Annotated in this window: 16 protein-coding genes; 10 read left to right on the plus strand and 6 right to left on the minus strand. The window is 67.7% G+C overall.

The annotated features are described in order from the left end of the window. Window positions 1-292: 292 nt before the first annotated feature. A complete protein-coding gene (locus FHS96_RS00515) occupies window positions 293-538 on the minus strand; it encodes a hypothetical protein (RefSeq protein ID WP_429587240.1) in 246 nt (81 codons plus the stop codon). Window positions 539-666: 128 nt separating this feature from the next. On the opposite strand from FHS96_RS00515, the gene FHS96_RS00520 reads away from it, so the two are divergent. Together FHS96_RS00520 and FHS96_RS00525 are read left to right on the plus strand one after the other, a co-directional pair. Next, window positions 667-1,083: an NUDIX hydrolase gene (locus tag FHS96_RS00520; protein ID WP_429587241.1), complete on the plus strand. Its 417-nt coding sequence runs from the start codon at window positions 667-669 to the stop codon at window positions 1,081-1,083. A gap of 87 nt (window positions 1,084-1,170) precedes the next feature. Continuing rightward, entirely contained in the window at window positions 1,171-3,204 is a 2,034-nt protein-coding gene (locus FHS96_RS00525) for a protein kinase domain-containing protein (RefSeq protein WP_429587242.1), read from the plus strand. A 95-nt stretch (window positions 3,205-3,299) separates the two neighbouring features. Here the strand turns inward: FHS96_RS00525 and FHS96_RS00530 are convergent, their stop codons facing one another. Beyond that, window positions 3,300-3,716, minus strand: coding sequence for a hypothetical protein (locus FHS96_RS00530; protein ID WP_429587243.1), 417 nt, complete (start codon window positions 3,714-3,716; stop codon window positions 3,300-3,302). Between the two features lie 186 nt (window positions 3,717-3,902). Here FHS96_RS00530 and FHS96_RS00535 point away from each other — a divergent pair, with 186 nt between their 5' ends. The 3 genes from FHS96_RS00535 (at window position 3,903) to FHS96_RS00545 (ending at window position 6,328) form a co-directional block, all read left to right on the plus strand. Further along, window positions 3,903-4,085, plus strand: a complete 183-nt coding sequence (locus FHS96_RS00535; RefSeq protein WP_429587245.1) for a hypothetical protein — start codon at window positions 3,903-3,905, stop codon at window positions 4,083-4,085. Then, on the plus strand, window positions 4,085-5,695 hold the full coding sequence (locus tag FHS96_RS00540; protein WP_429587247.1) for a portal protein: 1,611 nt from the start codon (window positions 4,085-4,087) through the stop codon (window positions 5,693-5,695). Before FHS96_RS00535 ends, FHS96_RS00540 begins: the two co-directional genes overlap by 1 nt. Before the next feature lie 168 nt (window positions 5,696-5,863). Then, complete coding sequence (locus tag FHS96_RS00545; RefSeq protein ID WP_429587248.1) at window positions 5,864-6,328, plus strand: GFA family protein; 465 nt, start codon at window positions 5,864-5,866, stop codon at window positions 6,326-6,328. A gap of 70 nt (window positions 6,329-6,398) precedes the next feature. On the opposite strand, the gene FHS96_RS00550 is transcribed toward FHS96_RS00545, so the two are convergent. Next, window positions 6,399-7,166 carry a hypothetical protein gene (locus tag FHS96_RS00550; protein ID WP_429587249.1) on the minus strand — a complete coding sequence of 256 codons (768 nt, stop codon included), beginning with the start codon at window positions 7,164-7,166 and terminating at the stop codon, window positions 6,399-6,401. A 463-nt stretch (window positions 7,167-7,629) separates the two neighbouring features. On the opposite strand from FHS96_RS00550, the gene FHS96_RS00555 reads away from it, so the two are divergent. After that, window positions 7,630-7,809 carry a hypothetical protein gene (locus FHS96_RS00555; protein WP_429587250.1) on the plus strand — a complete coding sequence of 60 codons (180 nt, stop codon included), beginning with the start codon at window positions 7,630-7,632 and terminating at the stop codon, window positions 7,807-7,809. A 2-nt stretch (window positions 7,810-7,811) separates the two neighbouring features. Beyond that, window positions 7,812-8,213: a GFA family protein gene (locus tag FHS96_RS00560; protein ID WP_429587251.1), complete on the plus strand. Its 402-nt coding sequence runs from the start codon at window positions 7,812-7,814 to the stop codon at window positions 8,211-8,213. 57 nt (window positions 8,214-8,270) lie between these two features. Here FHS96_RS00560 and FHS96_RS00565 read toward each other — a convergent pair whose 3' ends face one another. Continuing rightward, complete coding sequence (locus tag FHS96_RS00565) at window positions 8,271-9,488, minus strand: class I SAM-dependent methyltransferase (protein ID WP_429587253.1); 1,218 nt, start codon at window positions 9,486-9,488, stop codon at window positions 8,271-8,273. 119 nt (window positions 9,489-9,607) lie between these two features. Continuing rightward, complete coding sequence (locus FHS96_RS00570; RefSeq protein WP_429587255.1) at window positions 9,608-10,684, minus strand: extracellular catalytic domain type 1 short-chain-length polyhydroxyalkanoate depolymerase; 1,077 nt, start codon at window positions 10,682-10,684, stop codon at window positions 9,608-9,610. Between the two features lie 141 nt (window positions 10,685-10,825). Here FHS96_RS00570 and FHS96_RS00575 point away from each other — a divergent pair, with 141 nt between their 5' ends. Next, a complete protein-coding gene (locus tag FHS96_RS00575; protein WP_429587257.1) occupies window positions 10,826-11,293 on the plus strand; it encodes a hypothetical protein in 468 nt (155 codons plus the stop codon). Next, window positions 11,290-11,691 (plus strand): GFA family protein, encoded by a 402-nt coding sequence (locus FHS96_RS00580; RefSeq protein ID WP_429587259.1) that lies wholly within the window; start codon window positions 11,290-11,292, stop codon window positions 11,689-11,691. The genes FHS96_RS00575 and FHS96_RS00580 overlap by 4 nt, the downstream gene beginning before the upstream one ends. A gap of 18 nt (window positions 11,692-11,709) precedes the next feature. Here the strand turns inward: FHS96_RS00580 and FHS96_RS00585 are convergent, their stop codons facing one another. Continuing rightward, window positions 11,710-12,801 (minus strand): hypothetical protein, encoded by a 1,092-nt coding sequence (locus FHS96_RS00585; protein WP_429587261.1) that lies wholly within the window; start codon window positions 12,799-12,801, stop codon window positions 11,710-11,712. Between the two features lie 139 nt (window positions 12,802-12,940). On the opposite strand from FHS96_RS00585, the gene FHS96_RS00590 reads away from it, so the two are divergent. Beyond that, entirely contained in the window at window positions 12,941-13,117 is a 177-nt protein-coding gene (locus FHS96_RS00590; RefSeq protein ID WP_429587263.1) for a hypothetical protein, read from the plus strand. Window positions 13,118-13,135: the final 18 nt, after the last annotated feature.

Raw genomic sequence — 13,135 nt, forward strand, 5'->3', positions numbered from 1 at the left:
AGTTTACCTTCGGCTGAGCAGCGCCCGACCATAGGCGGGGCGAAGCGAGCCGAAAAGCCCGATCAGTTGCATGCGCCGTCATGCCGGCTGGCAGGCGGATGGATGGACGAATGTCAGCGCCTGCCGTGCAGGCCGCGCCTGTCGCGGACAAGGCGCACCCCGGGTATGGCCACTTGCCCTGGCTTTCGTCATCCCGGCGGCGGGCCGCGAGACGTACGAAGGCTTTGGACAAGCGCCATGCCCGGGGTGCGAAAACACGCATGGTCCGGCGGTGTCACCCGCCGGGGCGCCCTTACTTCTGGCCGGTCGCCTCGTCGATCGCCCCGCCTGCCTTCTGCGCGGTCGATTCAACTGCCTGCGCAGCGCCGGTCACGGCATCGCTTTCGCGCTTGTCCTGAATGACGAAGAAGTAGACCGCGACCGCGGCGACGACGACGAGCAGCAGTGCGATCAGCGCAGCGGCGCTACCGCCGCCGCTGCGGCGCTCGATAATGGTGGTGGTGCCCGGTTCCACCCGACGTTCTTCTGTATAAGCCATTCCGGTTCTCCTCACAGCCCCCGGTGCGGGCAAGAACAGAGCAACCCCGCACCGGGTTCCCACCGGATGGTTGCGCGAGGTGCTGCCGATGTGCAGACTTCTCCACAGGGGATCGCGGGAGACTGGAAATGAGGGTGACGCAGTCGGCCGCGCTGCCGTGGCGCCGTCTGGCGGATGGCGGCGTCGCGGTGCTGCTCGTCACCTCGCGCCGTACGCGGCGCTGGATCATCCCCAAGGGCCATATCGAACGCGGGATGACTGCCGCCGCCTCCGCCGCCAAGGAGGCGCTGGAGGAAGCCGGCGTCACCGGGCGGGTCGGCGGCAAGATGGGCACGTTCGAATATGACAAGCTGCTGGCCGCCGGCGGGGTGCGGCGGCTGCGGGTGAGTGTGTTCCCGCTGGAGGTGGCGGAGGAGCTGGATCGCTGGGAGGAACAGGCGCTGCGCGAGCGCGCCTGGTTCGCGCCCGAGCACGCGGCGGCGGCGATTGCGGAGGCCGAATTGCAGGCGCTGATCCGCCGCTGGATCGCAAAGCAGGCCGGGTGACCGCGGGCATCGACTGAACGCGGAATCCGTGCAATTCCAAGTGGCCGGCACCGGGGGGTGCCGCAATCGGGTGGGGACGAGCAGACGATGCAGGCTGCGGCCGATTTCCATGATGCGTTGCCGGCAGGCACGGCGGTGGGCGATTTCGTGCTGGGCGAGGCGATCGGCCAGGGCGGGGAGGGCATCGTCTATGCCGCGCGCCATCCGCGCTTCGGCGCGGTGCTCCTCAAGGAATATTGGCCCAAGCAGCTGATCTCGCGCGGGAGCGGCGGCGTTGCCGAAGCCTCCCGCGCGGCGTGGGCGCCGGATCTCAGGCGCGGGGTGGAGCGCTTCCTGGCGCTGGGCGAACGGATGGCGGCGCTGCCCGACCATCCCGGCATCGTCCGCATCCATGCCGCCTTTCCCGCCAACAACACCGCCTATCTGGCGATGGAGCGGGTGGAGGGGCAGCCGCTGGCGACGGTGCTGGCAGAAGGCGCGATGCGCGACCCCGCCGATATCATGACATTGGCGGACCAGCTTTCGGACGCGATCGCCTTCCTCCACCACCAGGAGCTGTTCCACCGCGACATCGCGCCCGACAATGTGATCGTCACCCCGGGGCGGGACTGGCGGGCGGTGCTGATCGATTTCAACGCCGCCAAGGATCTGATGGTCGAGCTGACCCGCAGCGTCGCGGCGGTGGTGAAGCCGGGCTATTCGCCGGTCGAGCAATATCATGGCGCCGGCAGCGAGGCGCCCGGGCCGGCATCCGACCTCTACAGCGCCGGCGCGGTGCTCTATCGCGCGATCACCGGCGAGCCGCCGCAGGAAGCGAGCCGGCGGCTCTATCGCGGCGATCACAGCACCTTGGTGGCGCTCGCTCCGCCGGGCTTCCAGCGCGGGTTTCTGGCGGCAATCGACCATGCGCTGCAGCCGCGGCCCGAGGATCGGCCGGCGAGCGCGGACCATTGGCGCCGCGAACTCGGCGTGGTCGCGGGCGGTGCGGTGGCGGAGGGCAAGGCGACGCAGCCGGCGCCCACGCCGATGGACATGTGGCGGCTGCGCGCGTCGCGCGACGAGGCAAGCACGACGATGCGCGGGCCGGCGCCACCACCCGTCGCCACGCCACCCGCTGCGACGCAACCGACGGTCGCCCAGACCACCGTGCGCGATGTGGCGACCGCGCCTTCACCGTCGCGCGCCGCTGCGGGAGCGAAGGGCGGGCAGGGGCCGGTGACGATGGCGATCCTCGCGCTGGTGCTGCTCGCTGCGCTCGGCGCCGGCGGGCTGCTCGCGTGGAATGCCGGCTGGCTGCGGGGTGGCGGTGGCATAGTGGCGGAGAATGCGAGCGATCTGATCGTCAACATGGACGATGCGGCGGCGGAGGAATTGAACAATGCCGCGGATGCGATCGACGCCCCGAACGGCGCGGTCGAGGGCGCCGGGCCGGCGGTGACGCCGCCGAAGCCGCTCAACGCGCGGATGTGGGTGGGCGAAGCGGATTATCCGCCGGGCGCCACGCGCAACGGCGATGTCGGCATCGCGGTGGATGTCGACGCGGCGGGCAAGCCGCTGGGCTGCGAGACGGTGAATCGATCGGGCATCGCCGCCTATGACGGCGCCACCTGCCGGCTGGTGACCGCACGCGCACGCTTCGATCCGGCGCTGGATGCGGCGGGCGCGAAGGTCGCGGGGCGCTATACGGGGACGGTGAAGTGGATGCCGCCGGTGTGGCAGGTGGAGCCGGATGAGGAAGCCTATCCGGAACCCGCCGCCGTGAGCGGCCTGGCCGCGCCGGGCCAGTGCGAGCTGGGGCCGTACATCGTCTTCTTCGACTGGGACAAGACCGACATCACGCCGGAGGCTGCGGCGATCCTCGATAATTTCATCGGCAGCTGGCAGCGCTGCAAATCGCCGCAGATCATGCTGGCGGGCCACACCGATCGCGAGGGCAGTGCGGCGTACAATGCCGGAAAGTCGCGCCGGATGGCAGGGTCGGTCAGCGCCTATCTGACGTCCCACGGCGTTCCGGCCTCGATCATCTCCACGCAGAGCTTCGGCGAAGGACAGCCGCGCGTGCCGACCGCTGACGGCGTGCGGGAGATGCAGAACCGGCGGGTGGAGCTGACGGCGCGGTAGGGGGCACGTTGTCCTCCGTTCATCCCTCGACGTCGCTCGGGACGAACGGAGTTGGGGTGCTGGAGCGAATCTGGACCCCCGTCGCCCAGCTCCCTTCAGTTCACACGCGCGCCTTCGGGACGCTGCTCCAGCGCCTTGCCCCAGATGGCGACGGTATAGTTGAAGCTGCCCGGATCCCAGGCGATCAGCCGCACCGCGACGGGCACGAAACTGTTGCCCTCATATTCGGGCTCCACCTTGTAGCGGCTGAGCTTTCCGGAGGCGGCGAGCGGGGCGATCACATTGGCGTCGGTGCTCGCCTTCAGGTCTGCGGCGAAGCGGGGCACGTGGAGGATGTTGGGCGGGATCGCCTCTCCGCCGAACGCCTCCGGCAGCATCAGCATCGGCACCAGCTCGCCCCTGTCGACCAGCGCCTGCACCTTGTCTCGGGAATCGATCGCGGAATAATCGGGGCCGGAGCCGTTGCCGCCGCCATCGCCCGTGTCACGCCCCTTCTTGCCGAACCATCCCATGACTGCCTCGCCGGTTGTTCGTTCGCGGGGAGGATGGACATGCGCGCGCGGCGCCGGTCAATCGCGCCGGGGCGGAGCGACGCAGGGCTGCGGCGGCCCGTGATCGAACGCCGGCGATTCAATCTTTCGCGTCCGTCACTTAGCCGCTGCTGCCGCCCATCATCTTCGCGCGAGGAGCCCCGCCGCATGTGTGCTTCCACCCCCGACGTCCCCACCATCCCCGAACGACAGGCGCTGCGCCTGCCCGACCAGGGCGCCGCACCCGGCGTGCGCGACCGTCGCGCCCGGCTGGGGCCGCTGCTCGCAGCCCTCACCCGCGCCGACGCGCTCGGCACGCCGCCCTCCACCGCGCGGCCGACGCTCGGCTGATGGCGCTCTCGCTCCGCCACGCGTGCGAAACGCGGCTGAAGGCCATGCAGGCGATCCGCAGCGACTATGAGGCGGAGTGGAAGGAGATCGCCCGCTTCGCCCAGCCGGCGCGCAGCCGCTTCCTCAACGCCGAAACCAACCGCAACCGCCGGCTGCGCAATGGATCGCTGCGCGACGAACATGGCATCGTCGCCTTCCGCACCCTCGCCAACGGCATGACCAGTGGGCTTTCCTCTTCCTCCAGGCCCTGGTTCACCCTGGCGCTGGGCGATGCGGCGCTGATGGATGCGGAAGGGGTGAAGCCCTGGCTCTCCGAGGTCGAGCGGCGGCTCTATGCCTTCCTCGCCCAGACCAACTTCTATGGCGCCGCCAAGACCGGCTATGCCGAAAGCGGGCTGTTCGGCACCGAGGCGGTGGCGCTGGTCGAGCATCCCGATGCGGGGATGGTGGCCCATGCGCTGACCGCGGGCGAATATTGGATCGCGCTCAGCGACGCGCTGGTGCCCGACACGCTCTATCGCCGCGCGCCGATGACGGTCCGCCAAGCCGTCGACAGCTTCGGCAAGGCGGTGAGCAGCCGTGTGCGCACCGCCTATGACGGCAGCCGCTATGACGAGATGGTCGACGTGTTCCACGCGATCGAGCCCGATCCCGACCATGACGGCCGCAACCCCGCCTCCAAGCCGTGGCGCTCGGTCTATTGGGACGAGCGCGCATCCGGGGACGAGCTGCTGCGGGTCAGCGGCTATCGCGAAAAGCCGTTCTGGGCGGCGCGCTGGGATACCACCGGCGCGGACGTCTATGGCTATTCGCCGGGCATGGAGGCGCTGCCGGCGCTGCGCGAACTTCAGCTTCAGGTGAAGCGCCGCAACGAGGCGATCGACCTGCTCGTCCACCCGGAAAAGGTGGTGCCGCCAGGGCTGAAGCTGACCGGTCAGCCGCGCAACCTTGTCTCGGCGGCGGGTGTCGACAAGGATGCGATTCTCGTGCCCTACCAACTGCCCTATCAGGCGGTGGCGGCGATCGGGGATGAGGTCGCCAAGTGCAAGGCGCAGATCGACGCGGCGAGCTTTGCCGACCTGTTCAATGCGATCACCAACATGGCCGGCATCCAGCCGCGCACCGTCGAGGAGATCGCCGCGCGCAACGAGGAGAAGCTGACCCAGCTCGGGCCGACGATCGAGCGGGTCTCGACCGAGAAACTGTCGGCGGTGATCGACCGCGCCTTCGGCATCATGGAACGCGGCGACCTGCTGCCGCGCGCGCCGGAGGTGCTGGAGGGACGCGAACTGCAGGTCGAATTCGTCTCGATCCTCGCGCAGATGCAGCGGATGGTGGGCATCGGCCAGATCGAACGCACCACCGGCTTCATCGGCAGCCTCGCCGGCATGGCGCCGGATGCGGTGGACAAGCTCGATATCGACGAGCTCGTCGACGAATATGCCGCGCGCGCCGGCGCGCCGGCACGGATCATCCGCCCGGCGGAAGCGGTCGCGGCGATGCGCGAGAGCCGGGCGCAGGCGGCGCAGGCGCAGCAGTTGGCGGCGATGGCGCCGGCGATGAAGCAGGGCGCGGATGCGATGAAGGTGCTGGGGGAGATGGGGGCGTAGGGGGAGCGGGGCTCCCCATCCTCCGTTCGTCCCGAGCGACCCCGCACAGTTTCTGTCGAACGATTTTCGTGTGACTCGTCCCTCGACTGCGCTCGGGACGAACGGGTTAGGTTGAATCGAATGCCGCCAGCGGGCAAGCCTGCGATCACCCCAAGGGAGCGCACCGCCATGACCCTGCCCGACCTGCCGATCGAAGGCGGCTGCCGCTGCGGCCGCGTGCGCTTCCGTGTCTCGCAGGCGCCCTGGATGGAAACCGTGTGCCATTGCCGCGGCTGCCAGCAGATGAGCGGCAGCGCCTTTTCCACCACCCTGATCATCCCTGCCGACGGCTTCGAGCAGATCGCCGGCGAGACCGTGATCGGCGGCCTCCATGGCGACGAGGCGCACCATCATCATTGCGACTGGTGCAAGGGCTGGGTGTTCACCAAACCCGCCGCTGATCTGGGTTTCGTCAACATCCGCGCCACCTTGCTGGACGAGACGGGCTGGTTCGCGCCGTGGATGGAGACGCAGACCGCGGAGAAACTGCCCTGGGCGCAGACCGGCGCGGTGCGCAGCTATGAGCGGTTTCCGGGGATAGACGAGTATCAGCAACTGATCGCGGCGTACCGGGGAGATCGGGGGATTTCATAAGGGCGGAGCGGGTCTCCCGCCGCGACTGCGCTCGGGACGAACGGAGGGTGGGGGCGCTCAGGGTGCCCCCTCACACCCCCGGCGGAAACGGCGGGAAATCCACCGGTGACACCGCGGCACCCGGCGTTCCCGCCGTCACCCATTCATACACCGCCAGCCCCATTGGGCTGAACGCGATCGCCCCCATTGCGATCTGAGTCGCCACCATCGCGCCGACGCCCCACCACCAGGCCGGATGCACGCGGCCGCGCGCCAGTTCACGGCCGATGCCGATCGCTGGGAAGATCATGATCGCGGCGAACACCGCCCAGCCGGCCCAGGGGATCAGCAGCGGCATCGGCAGGATGCGGCCGAACGCCGGGCCCATCAGCATCGTCATGCCGCAGAAGAACAGCCGCCGGTGCCAGGCGGTGCGCCGGCGCAGCAGGATCGCGGCGGTGGCGAGCGCGCCGAAGCAAATCACGCTGAGGCCATTCATGAACAGGAAATAGGCCGGCTCGAAGAAAAAGGGCGCCGCGCCGCGCCTGACCATGCCCACCGTCATGACGATGCCGAGCAGCACGATCGCCGCCGCCCAGCCCGCGCCGATCCAGCCGAGCCGGCGGTGCAGCGCGACCGCGCCGGTCGTCGCCAGCGCATTCTGCAGCACGTAGAAGAAGGTCCAACCGAAGAAGGTGATGGCGTGGAGGTGCAGCAGCGGCGGCGCCGCGAAGGTCGAGCGGCCCATCGCGAACTGCATCGAGAAGCCTGCGATATTCACTACCGCCATCGCGATGGCGCCGAACAGGAAGAAACGATGTTCGGCGGACATCGGCGCCCGCATTGCCTGTGTCGCCATCATGATCCTCCGCGATATCGGGCGGATGTCGACGCTAATGGCCGGCGGGGTGACGCTCAACGAATTTGTTTCGTCACCTTGCGCGTTTCGTCGCATGTGAAGTCGAGCGACAGGGAAACCGGCGCGAGAGCTTGGTGCGACTTCGGCGCGACTCTCCCCTCGACTACGGGAGTGCAACGGATTTGATAAATTATGCGACCCGTTCTCGGGGCAGGTGAGGATCAGCATGTTCACCGGGGCGCGCGGACGGTTTCGTGTTCATGCCGGTTGCCGTCATGTGCTGCCTCGCAACATGACTGCCGCTTAACAGCTGCGTTCGGCTGAGGTTCAGACCGGCTTGCCTAAAGTGGCTCCTTGCCTGCCACCGCTGCCATCCGGCGCGGCGGGCAGGCGAGGAATTTGCTGCGCTGCGGAACAGGAGCGCGGTTGGGGCATTGAGCGATAAGGTACGAGGAGAACCCTCATGGCCGACGGACGACATATCGACAGCCACGAATGGACCGATGTCGATCTCGACAGGGTGGCGCGATTCCATGATCGCGGCTTTTCCGCGGAACAGATCGCGGCACAGCTCGGGCGGCCGCCCGCCCAGGTTTCCGAACGGCTGAAGATCGTCGTCAACCGCATCGGCCGCTTCCACTGACGATGCGCCAGCTGGCCGGGGGCTGCCTGTGCGGCACGGTCGGCTATACGGTGGCCGACGCTTTCGGCTATGCGATGAACTGCCATTGCGGCCAATGCCGCCGCGCCACGGGCAGTGCCTTCAAACCCTTTGCCGGTATCGAGCGCGCGCATCTGGCGCTGACGCGAGGTGCCGACGCGCTGCTGATCCATGGCGACCCCGATCAGGCGCATGACGTGCATTGCCGGCGCTGCGGATCGCTGCTGTGGTCGGTCGTGCGCGACAATGCCTATGTGCATGTGACGATGGGGACGTTGATCGACGCGCCGTCGATCCGGCCGCAGATGCATATTTTCGTGAAGGACAAGGCAGTGTGGTTTGAGATCGTGGACGATCTGCCGCGGTTCGACGGGTTTCCGGAATAAGGAAAGATGGCTCCCTCTCCCCGAAGTGGAGAGGGAGTGCGGCGGCTTCCTTCCCCCTCAACCCAACCCCTTCTCCGCCACCCCCATATAATCCCTGACCAGTGGCAGCGCCTCGCGCCGGCGCGTCAACTGCAGCTGAAAATTCACATGCGCATCGTGCCGGAACGCGTTGGTCGCGCCGGCCAGATAGAATTGCCACATCCGAAAGAAGCGCTCGTCGTAGAGCGCGACGATCTCGTCGCGCGCCGCCGCGACGCGATCATACCAATGGTCCAAGGTCAGCGCATAATGCAGGCGCAGCACCTCGACATCGGTCACCCACAGCCGCGCGCGTTCGGCGGCGGGGGAGATCTGGCTGAGTGCGGGGACATAGCCGCCCGGGAAGATGTAGCGCGCCAGCCAGCGGTCGGTGGGGGCGGGGCCATCCGACCGGCCGATGGTGTGGAGCAGCATCACGCCGTCTTCGGTGAGCAGCGACCGGCAGGTCTCGAAGAAACGCTGGTAGAAGGGCGGGCCGACATGTTCGAACATGCCGACCGAGACGATGCGGTCGAAGCGGCCCTCGACGTCGCGATAGTCGCGCAGTTCGAAGCGCACCCGATCCGCCACCCCCGCCGCCGCGGCGCGGGCGCGGGCGGCCTTCAACTGCTCTTCGGACAAGGTGATGCCCAGCACCTCAACGTCTGCAATGTGGTTGAGGTAGAGCGCGAGCCCGCCCCAGCCGCAGCCGATATCGAGCACCCGCTGCCCCGGCCGCAGATCCAGCTTGGCGGCGATATGCGCGCGTTTTGCCGCCTGCCCCTCGTCCAAGGTCATGTCGGGGCGAGGGAAGTAGCCGCAGCTATATTGCCAGTCGGCATCGAGGAAGAGCGCGTAGAGCCGGTCCGACAGGTCATAATGATGCGCGACGTTGCGGCGCGAGCGGCGCTGCCAGTTCCACGCCGCGAACGGCCCCGCGCTGCTGCGCCACGGCCGCCAGACGTTCAGCCGCACCGCATCGTCATCGTCCCAATGGGTGTTGCGGCCGATGAGGTCGAGGAACTGGCGGATGTCGCCCTCCTCGATCAGCATCCGTCCATCCATATAGGCCTCGCCCAGCGCCAGAGCGGGGTTGAGCGCGGCGCGCCGCGGCGTGGCTCGATCGGTGAAGCGGATGGTGACGGGCGGGCCATCGGCGGGGCTGCCCGTGAAGCGATGCGTGCGCCCGCCGGCATCGATGACGGTCAACTGGCCCTTGCGGATGAGGGTGCGGAGCAGGGCGGCGAAGAGCTTCATCGCGCACGCCCGCGGCGCATCGTCGGCATGGTGTCGCTGCTCAATCCGGCCCCCTTCGATTCACGTCGAGGATAGAGCGGCAATCGGAGGCGCGATACCATCGGCAGGAGCGGGGCGGATCAAGCCGGGCTTGGCGGCTTTCTCTTCGCGTCCTCACGCTTCTGCGCAAGGAAGAAACGCAGCATCTCGCGCGATGCATCGGGGCCGGCGGGATCGGTGTGCGAGCCGAGCAGGCTGCCGCCCGACCAGCCATGCCCGCTGCCGTGGATCGTCCAGTCCTCGAGCATCAGGTGCCCCGCCCGATCCTGATAGACGCGCCGCGTGAACATGCGGCCGCCCGGCGACTGGCCGGACAGCGTGCGAACGGTGAGCGGCCCCGGTGCCGCCCGCTCCAGGTTGGAGAGGAAGCCGGCGGCATTGGACGGGTGCACGATGCGATCATGATCGCCATGGAAGACGATCGTGGGCTGCTGCCGGGGCAATTTGCCGGTGGGGCGGGGGCCGCCGGTTCCGCGCATCGCCGCGATCGCGCCGCTCAACGTCGCGACATCGCCGACTGCAACGCCGGAGTGCACCCCCACCGCCGTGTAGAGATCGGGATAGGCGGCGCCGACGATCGCTGCGGTCGCGCCGCCCGCGGAGATGCCGGCGATGTAGATGCGCGCCGGATTGGCGCGGCCGATGGCCATGGCATGGCGGGTGAGCGCGGCGATGATCGCTGGCTCGCCCTTGCCGCGCCGCTGATTGTCGGGGCGATGCCAGTTCCAGCACCGCGCCGGGTTGGCGGTGCGCGCCTGCTCCGGATAGAGCACCAGAAAACCCAGTTCGTCGGCGAGCCGGTTCATCGCGGTGCCCGTGGCGAAATCGCGCGCGGTTTGCGAACAGCCGTGCAGCATCACCACCAGCGGCATCCGCCTGCGGTTCGAGCCGGTGGGCGTGTAGAAGCGGTAGGCCAGCGTGCCGTGCGCGCAGGTGAAGTCCTCGGCGATGAAGGATCCGGGCGCGGGGCGGGCGGGGGCGCGGACCGCGGTGCTCCGGCGTGGCGCTTTGGCGGATGCCGGCCGCGCTGCGCGCTTGCGAGGCGGCTTCTGGACGGGGGCGACGAGCAGCTTCTGCAGTTCGAGCGCGGCCGAGACCGGTCGTCGTTTCTTCATCAGGCGCGTCGCCTTGCGCACCGTCTTGAACATGTCGACCATATCGAAGTTCGCCTGCTGAATGCCGCCTGATCATAGAACGGAGGCGGGGCCGCATCGATCCGCCGCTGGATTGCAGTCGCCCTGCGCCTGGCGGATGTGGAGCGTTGCCGCGCGCTCGCCCACCGGTCTACGCTCGCGAGCATGGGCCATCACCTCACCGCGATCATCGGGCGCCATGAGACGGTCGCGGCACTGGTCCGGCGGCTCGGCGCACCCGATCCCGTGGCGCTGGATTTCGATCTGTTGCTGGTGCCGCTGGACGAGGATCGGCTGGACGCGATCGCCATGTCGCGCGAACCGCGGTTCGACGGCTTTACCTATTTGTCGCCGACGATGGCGCGCGCGATGGGAGATGCGCTTGGTGCCGGGCGGGCGCTCTACCTTGAGACCGACTATTTCGGCGGGATCGGCGGGCAGGGCGCGGCGCTGTTCGAGGATGGGGCTTCGGTCTGGCGGGGTGTCCATTCGAGCAAGACGCCGCAACCTTCGACCTCGCCGATCAGCGAGGGCCTGGCCGCGCTCGGCGTGATCGCCGAGGCGGGCGGCGACGCGTTCGATCGGCTGGGCCTGGCCGGTTTTCGGTCGCTGGATCGATTGGGGTTCGAATGACCAGCCGCACCGCTTCCTGCAGTTGCGGCCAGCTCCGCGCCACTTGCGCCGGGGAGCCGGTGCGCGTCTCGATCTGCCATTGCCTCGAATGCCAGAAGCGCACCGGCAGCATCTTCGCGGTGCAGGCACGCTTCCCGCGCGACCGGGTGGTGGTCGAGGGGCGCTCGACCCTATGGACGCGGGTGGGCGACAGCGGCACTGCGGCGACCTTCCATTTCTGCCCCGTCTGCGGATCGATCGTCTATTGGGATATGAACGCTGCGCCGGACGTCATCGCCGTGCCGGTTGGCCAGTTCGCCGACCCGACCTTCCCGCCGCCGCACGTGTCGGTCTATGACGAGCGGCAGCACCCGTGGGCGATGGCGGCGGGAGAACTGGCGATGGAGCATTTTCGCTGAACGCCCCTCGGCGGCGCTTCAGCCATCGAGGATGAGTCTCTTTATCTCCATGTGGAGATCCCGGATCGAATTTTCGGGCATGACGCTGACGATCTTCGACTTGTTCTGGCACGGGTGAGATTCCGGGCTGCCGTTCGGCACCACCGACCATTGCATAGCGAGCATGGGGACGGACTGCAGCCACGGCACCAGGACGCCGATCTCCTTCTCGTGGATATAATCGAAGGCGATCGAGCCGAAACTGAGTTTCTCGGCGCCCCCCGGCGCATTCGGCATGCTGTGATTGATCAGTTGCCGCTTGCCGATGATGCCCCCCTGGGTCGGGCTGGACGGCATGAGCCCGCCGATGAGATGGAGGTCTGACTTGTTGCTGGTGCCGATCATCGTGCGGCCGCCGCCGATTGGCGCCTGAACCGGCTGAGCGAGCGTATCGGGCAGGTCCGTCCGGTCGTCCGGATGCCAGAGAATCTCGCTCCAGGAATAGGTCCATCTTTCCTGCTGCATGAGGTCGAGGATCATCAGGTTGATCGGCCATGCCCGCGGGTTTCGCGCCGGTTCCGCGATGAACATCGCCGCCATCACGACTGGCAGGAAGCTGTCGAACAACCGGCCTTCATTGCTTGCCGGGCTCGGCTGCCCGAACTCGGATCGCATCCCGATCAGGATATCGAGCATTGCGCCGGTGATGTCGCGGCCGTTGAAAACGGTGGCATAGTTGATCGGGCCGATCTCACCTACGTCCTGAATGATAGTGGCGGGATTGTCGATCATTTCGGCGATCTGTCGATATTTCGGATCGCTCGTGAGGCTCTGGTTGAGGTTGATGTTGGACGTGGGCTGATATTTTGCCGTGACGTCGCTTACATAATGGGTTGGCTTCTTTTCGATGATCCTGCCAAGAATGCGATAATATTTATGACCCTTGGCATTTTCCTTCTGCCAGCACCATGCCCATTGCTTCGGCGTGGTTGGCGCATAGGGGTTCTGCGCCGTGCCGTCGCCCTCCGGCCGGCTGGTGAGGATCTTGCGCGTCAGATATTCGCAGACGCCGAGCAGATGATAGGTATCGATCCTGATGTTGGGGTTCTGTCTCGATTGAAGCACGCGCATGGCCGCAATTTTTCCGCCGGCAATTGAGGATGCTCGGCTATGGAGGATTGGGGATTGCCGCGCGGTTTCGCATGCGGACGGCTTCGGCTACGGCGGTAGTGCGCGGGCGGGATGCGGCGCGGGGGGGCGAGGGAGACGCATGCGCACGCGACCGGGCATCTGCCTCCGCAAGAAGCGCTTCGCGACCGAGGAGGCGGCGTGGGTGCTGATCCGCCAGGCGGACGTCGTGCTGCGCCCCTATCGCTGCGCCTTGTGTCGGCAGTTTCATCTGACCAGCCGGACGAAGGGGATGCGGATCAGGCGGGAGGGCTTGTAAGGCTTCCGCGCCATTCCG

It is taken from the genome of Sphingomonas zeicaulis (assembly GCF_050433225.1).
Classification (GTDB): Bacteria; Pseudomonadota; Alphaproteobacteria; order Sphingomonadales; family Sphingomonadaceae; genus Sphingomonas_D; species Sphingomonas_D zeicaulis.

Excerpts from the sequence above, each read along its gene's own strand:
- FHS96_RS00540 (WP_429587247.1), top strand. The coding sequence starts at position 4,085 with ATGGCGCTCTCGCTCCGCCACGCGTGCGAAACGCGGCTGAAGGCCATG.
- FHS96_RS00575 (WP_429587257.1), top strand. The coding sequence starts at position 10,826 with ATGGGCCATCACCTCACCGCGATCATCGGGCGCCATGAGACGGTCGCG.
- FHS96_RS00565 (WP_429587253.1), bottom strand. The coding sequence starts at position 9,488 with ATGAAGCTCTTCGCCGCCCTGCTCCGCACCCTCATCCGCAAGGGCCAG.
- FHS96_RS00515 (WP_429587240.1), bottom strand. The coding sequence starts at position 538 with ATGGCTTATACAGAAGAACGTCGGGTGGAACCGGGCACCACCACCATT.
- FHS96_RS00590 (WP_429587263.1), top strand. The coding sequence starts at position 12,941 with ATGCGCACGCGACCGGGCATCTGCCTCCGCAAGAAGCGCTTCGCGACC.
- FHS96_RS00560 (WP_429587251.1), top strand. The coding sequence starts at position 7,812 with ATGCGCCAGCTGGCCGGGGGCTGCCTGTGCGGCACGGTCGGCTATACG.
- FHS96_RS00580 (WP_429587259.1), top strand. The coding sequence starts at position 11,290 with ATGACCAGCCGCACCGCTTCCTGCAGTTGCGGCCAGCTCCGCGCCACT.
- FHS96_RS00530 (WP_429587243.1), bottom strand. The coding sequence starts at position 3,716 with ATGGGATGGTTCGGCAAGAAGGGGCGTGACACGGGCGATGGCGGCGGC.
- FHS96_RS00520 (WP_429587241.1), top strand. The coding sequence starts at position 667 with ATGAGGGTGACGCAGTCGGCCGCGCTGCCGTGGCGCCGTCTGGCGGAT.
- FHS96_RS00555 (WP_429587250.1), top strand. The coding sequence starts at position 7,630 with ATGGCCGACGGACGACATATCGACAGCCACGAATGGACCGATGTCGAT.
- FHS96_RS00585 (WP_429587261.1), bottom strand. The coding sequence starts at position 12,801 with ATGCGCGTGCTTCAATCGAGACAGAACCCCAACATCAGGATCGATACC.
- FHS96_RS00550 (WP_429587249.1), bottom strand. The coding sequence starts at position 7,166 with ATGGCGACACAGGCAATGCGGGCGCCGATGTCCGCCGAACATCGTTTC.
- FHS96_RS00535 (WP_429587245.1), top strand. The coding sequence starts at position 3,903 with ATGTGTGCTTCCACCCCCGACGTCCCCACCATCCCCGAACGACAGGCG.
- FHS96_RS00525 (WP_429587242.1), top strand. The coding sequence starts at position 1,171 with ATGCAGGCTGCGGCCGATTTCCATGATGCGTTGCCGGCAGGCACGGCG.
- FHS96_RS00545 (WP_429587248.1), top strand. The coding sequence starts at position 5,864 with ATGACCCTGCCCGACCTGCCGATCGAAGGCGGCTGCCGCTGCGGCCGC.
- FHS96_RS00570 (WP_429587255.1), bottom strand. The coding sequence starts at position 10,684 with ATGGTCGACATGTTCAAGACGGTGCGCAAGGCGACGCGCCTGATGAAG.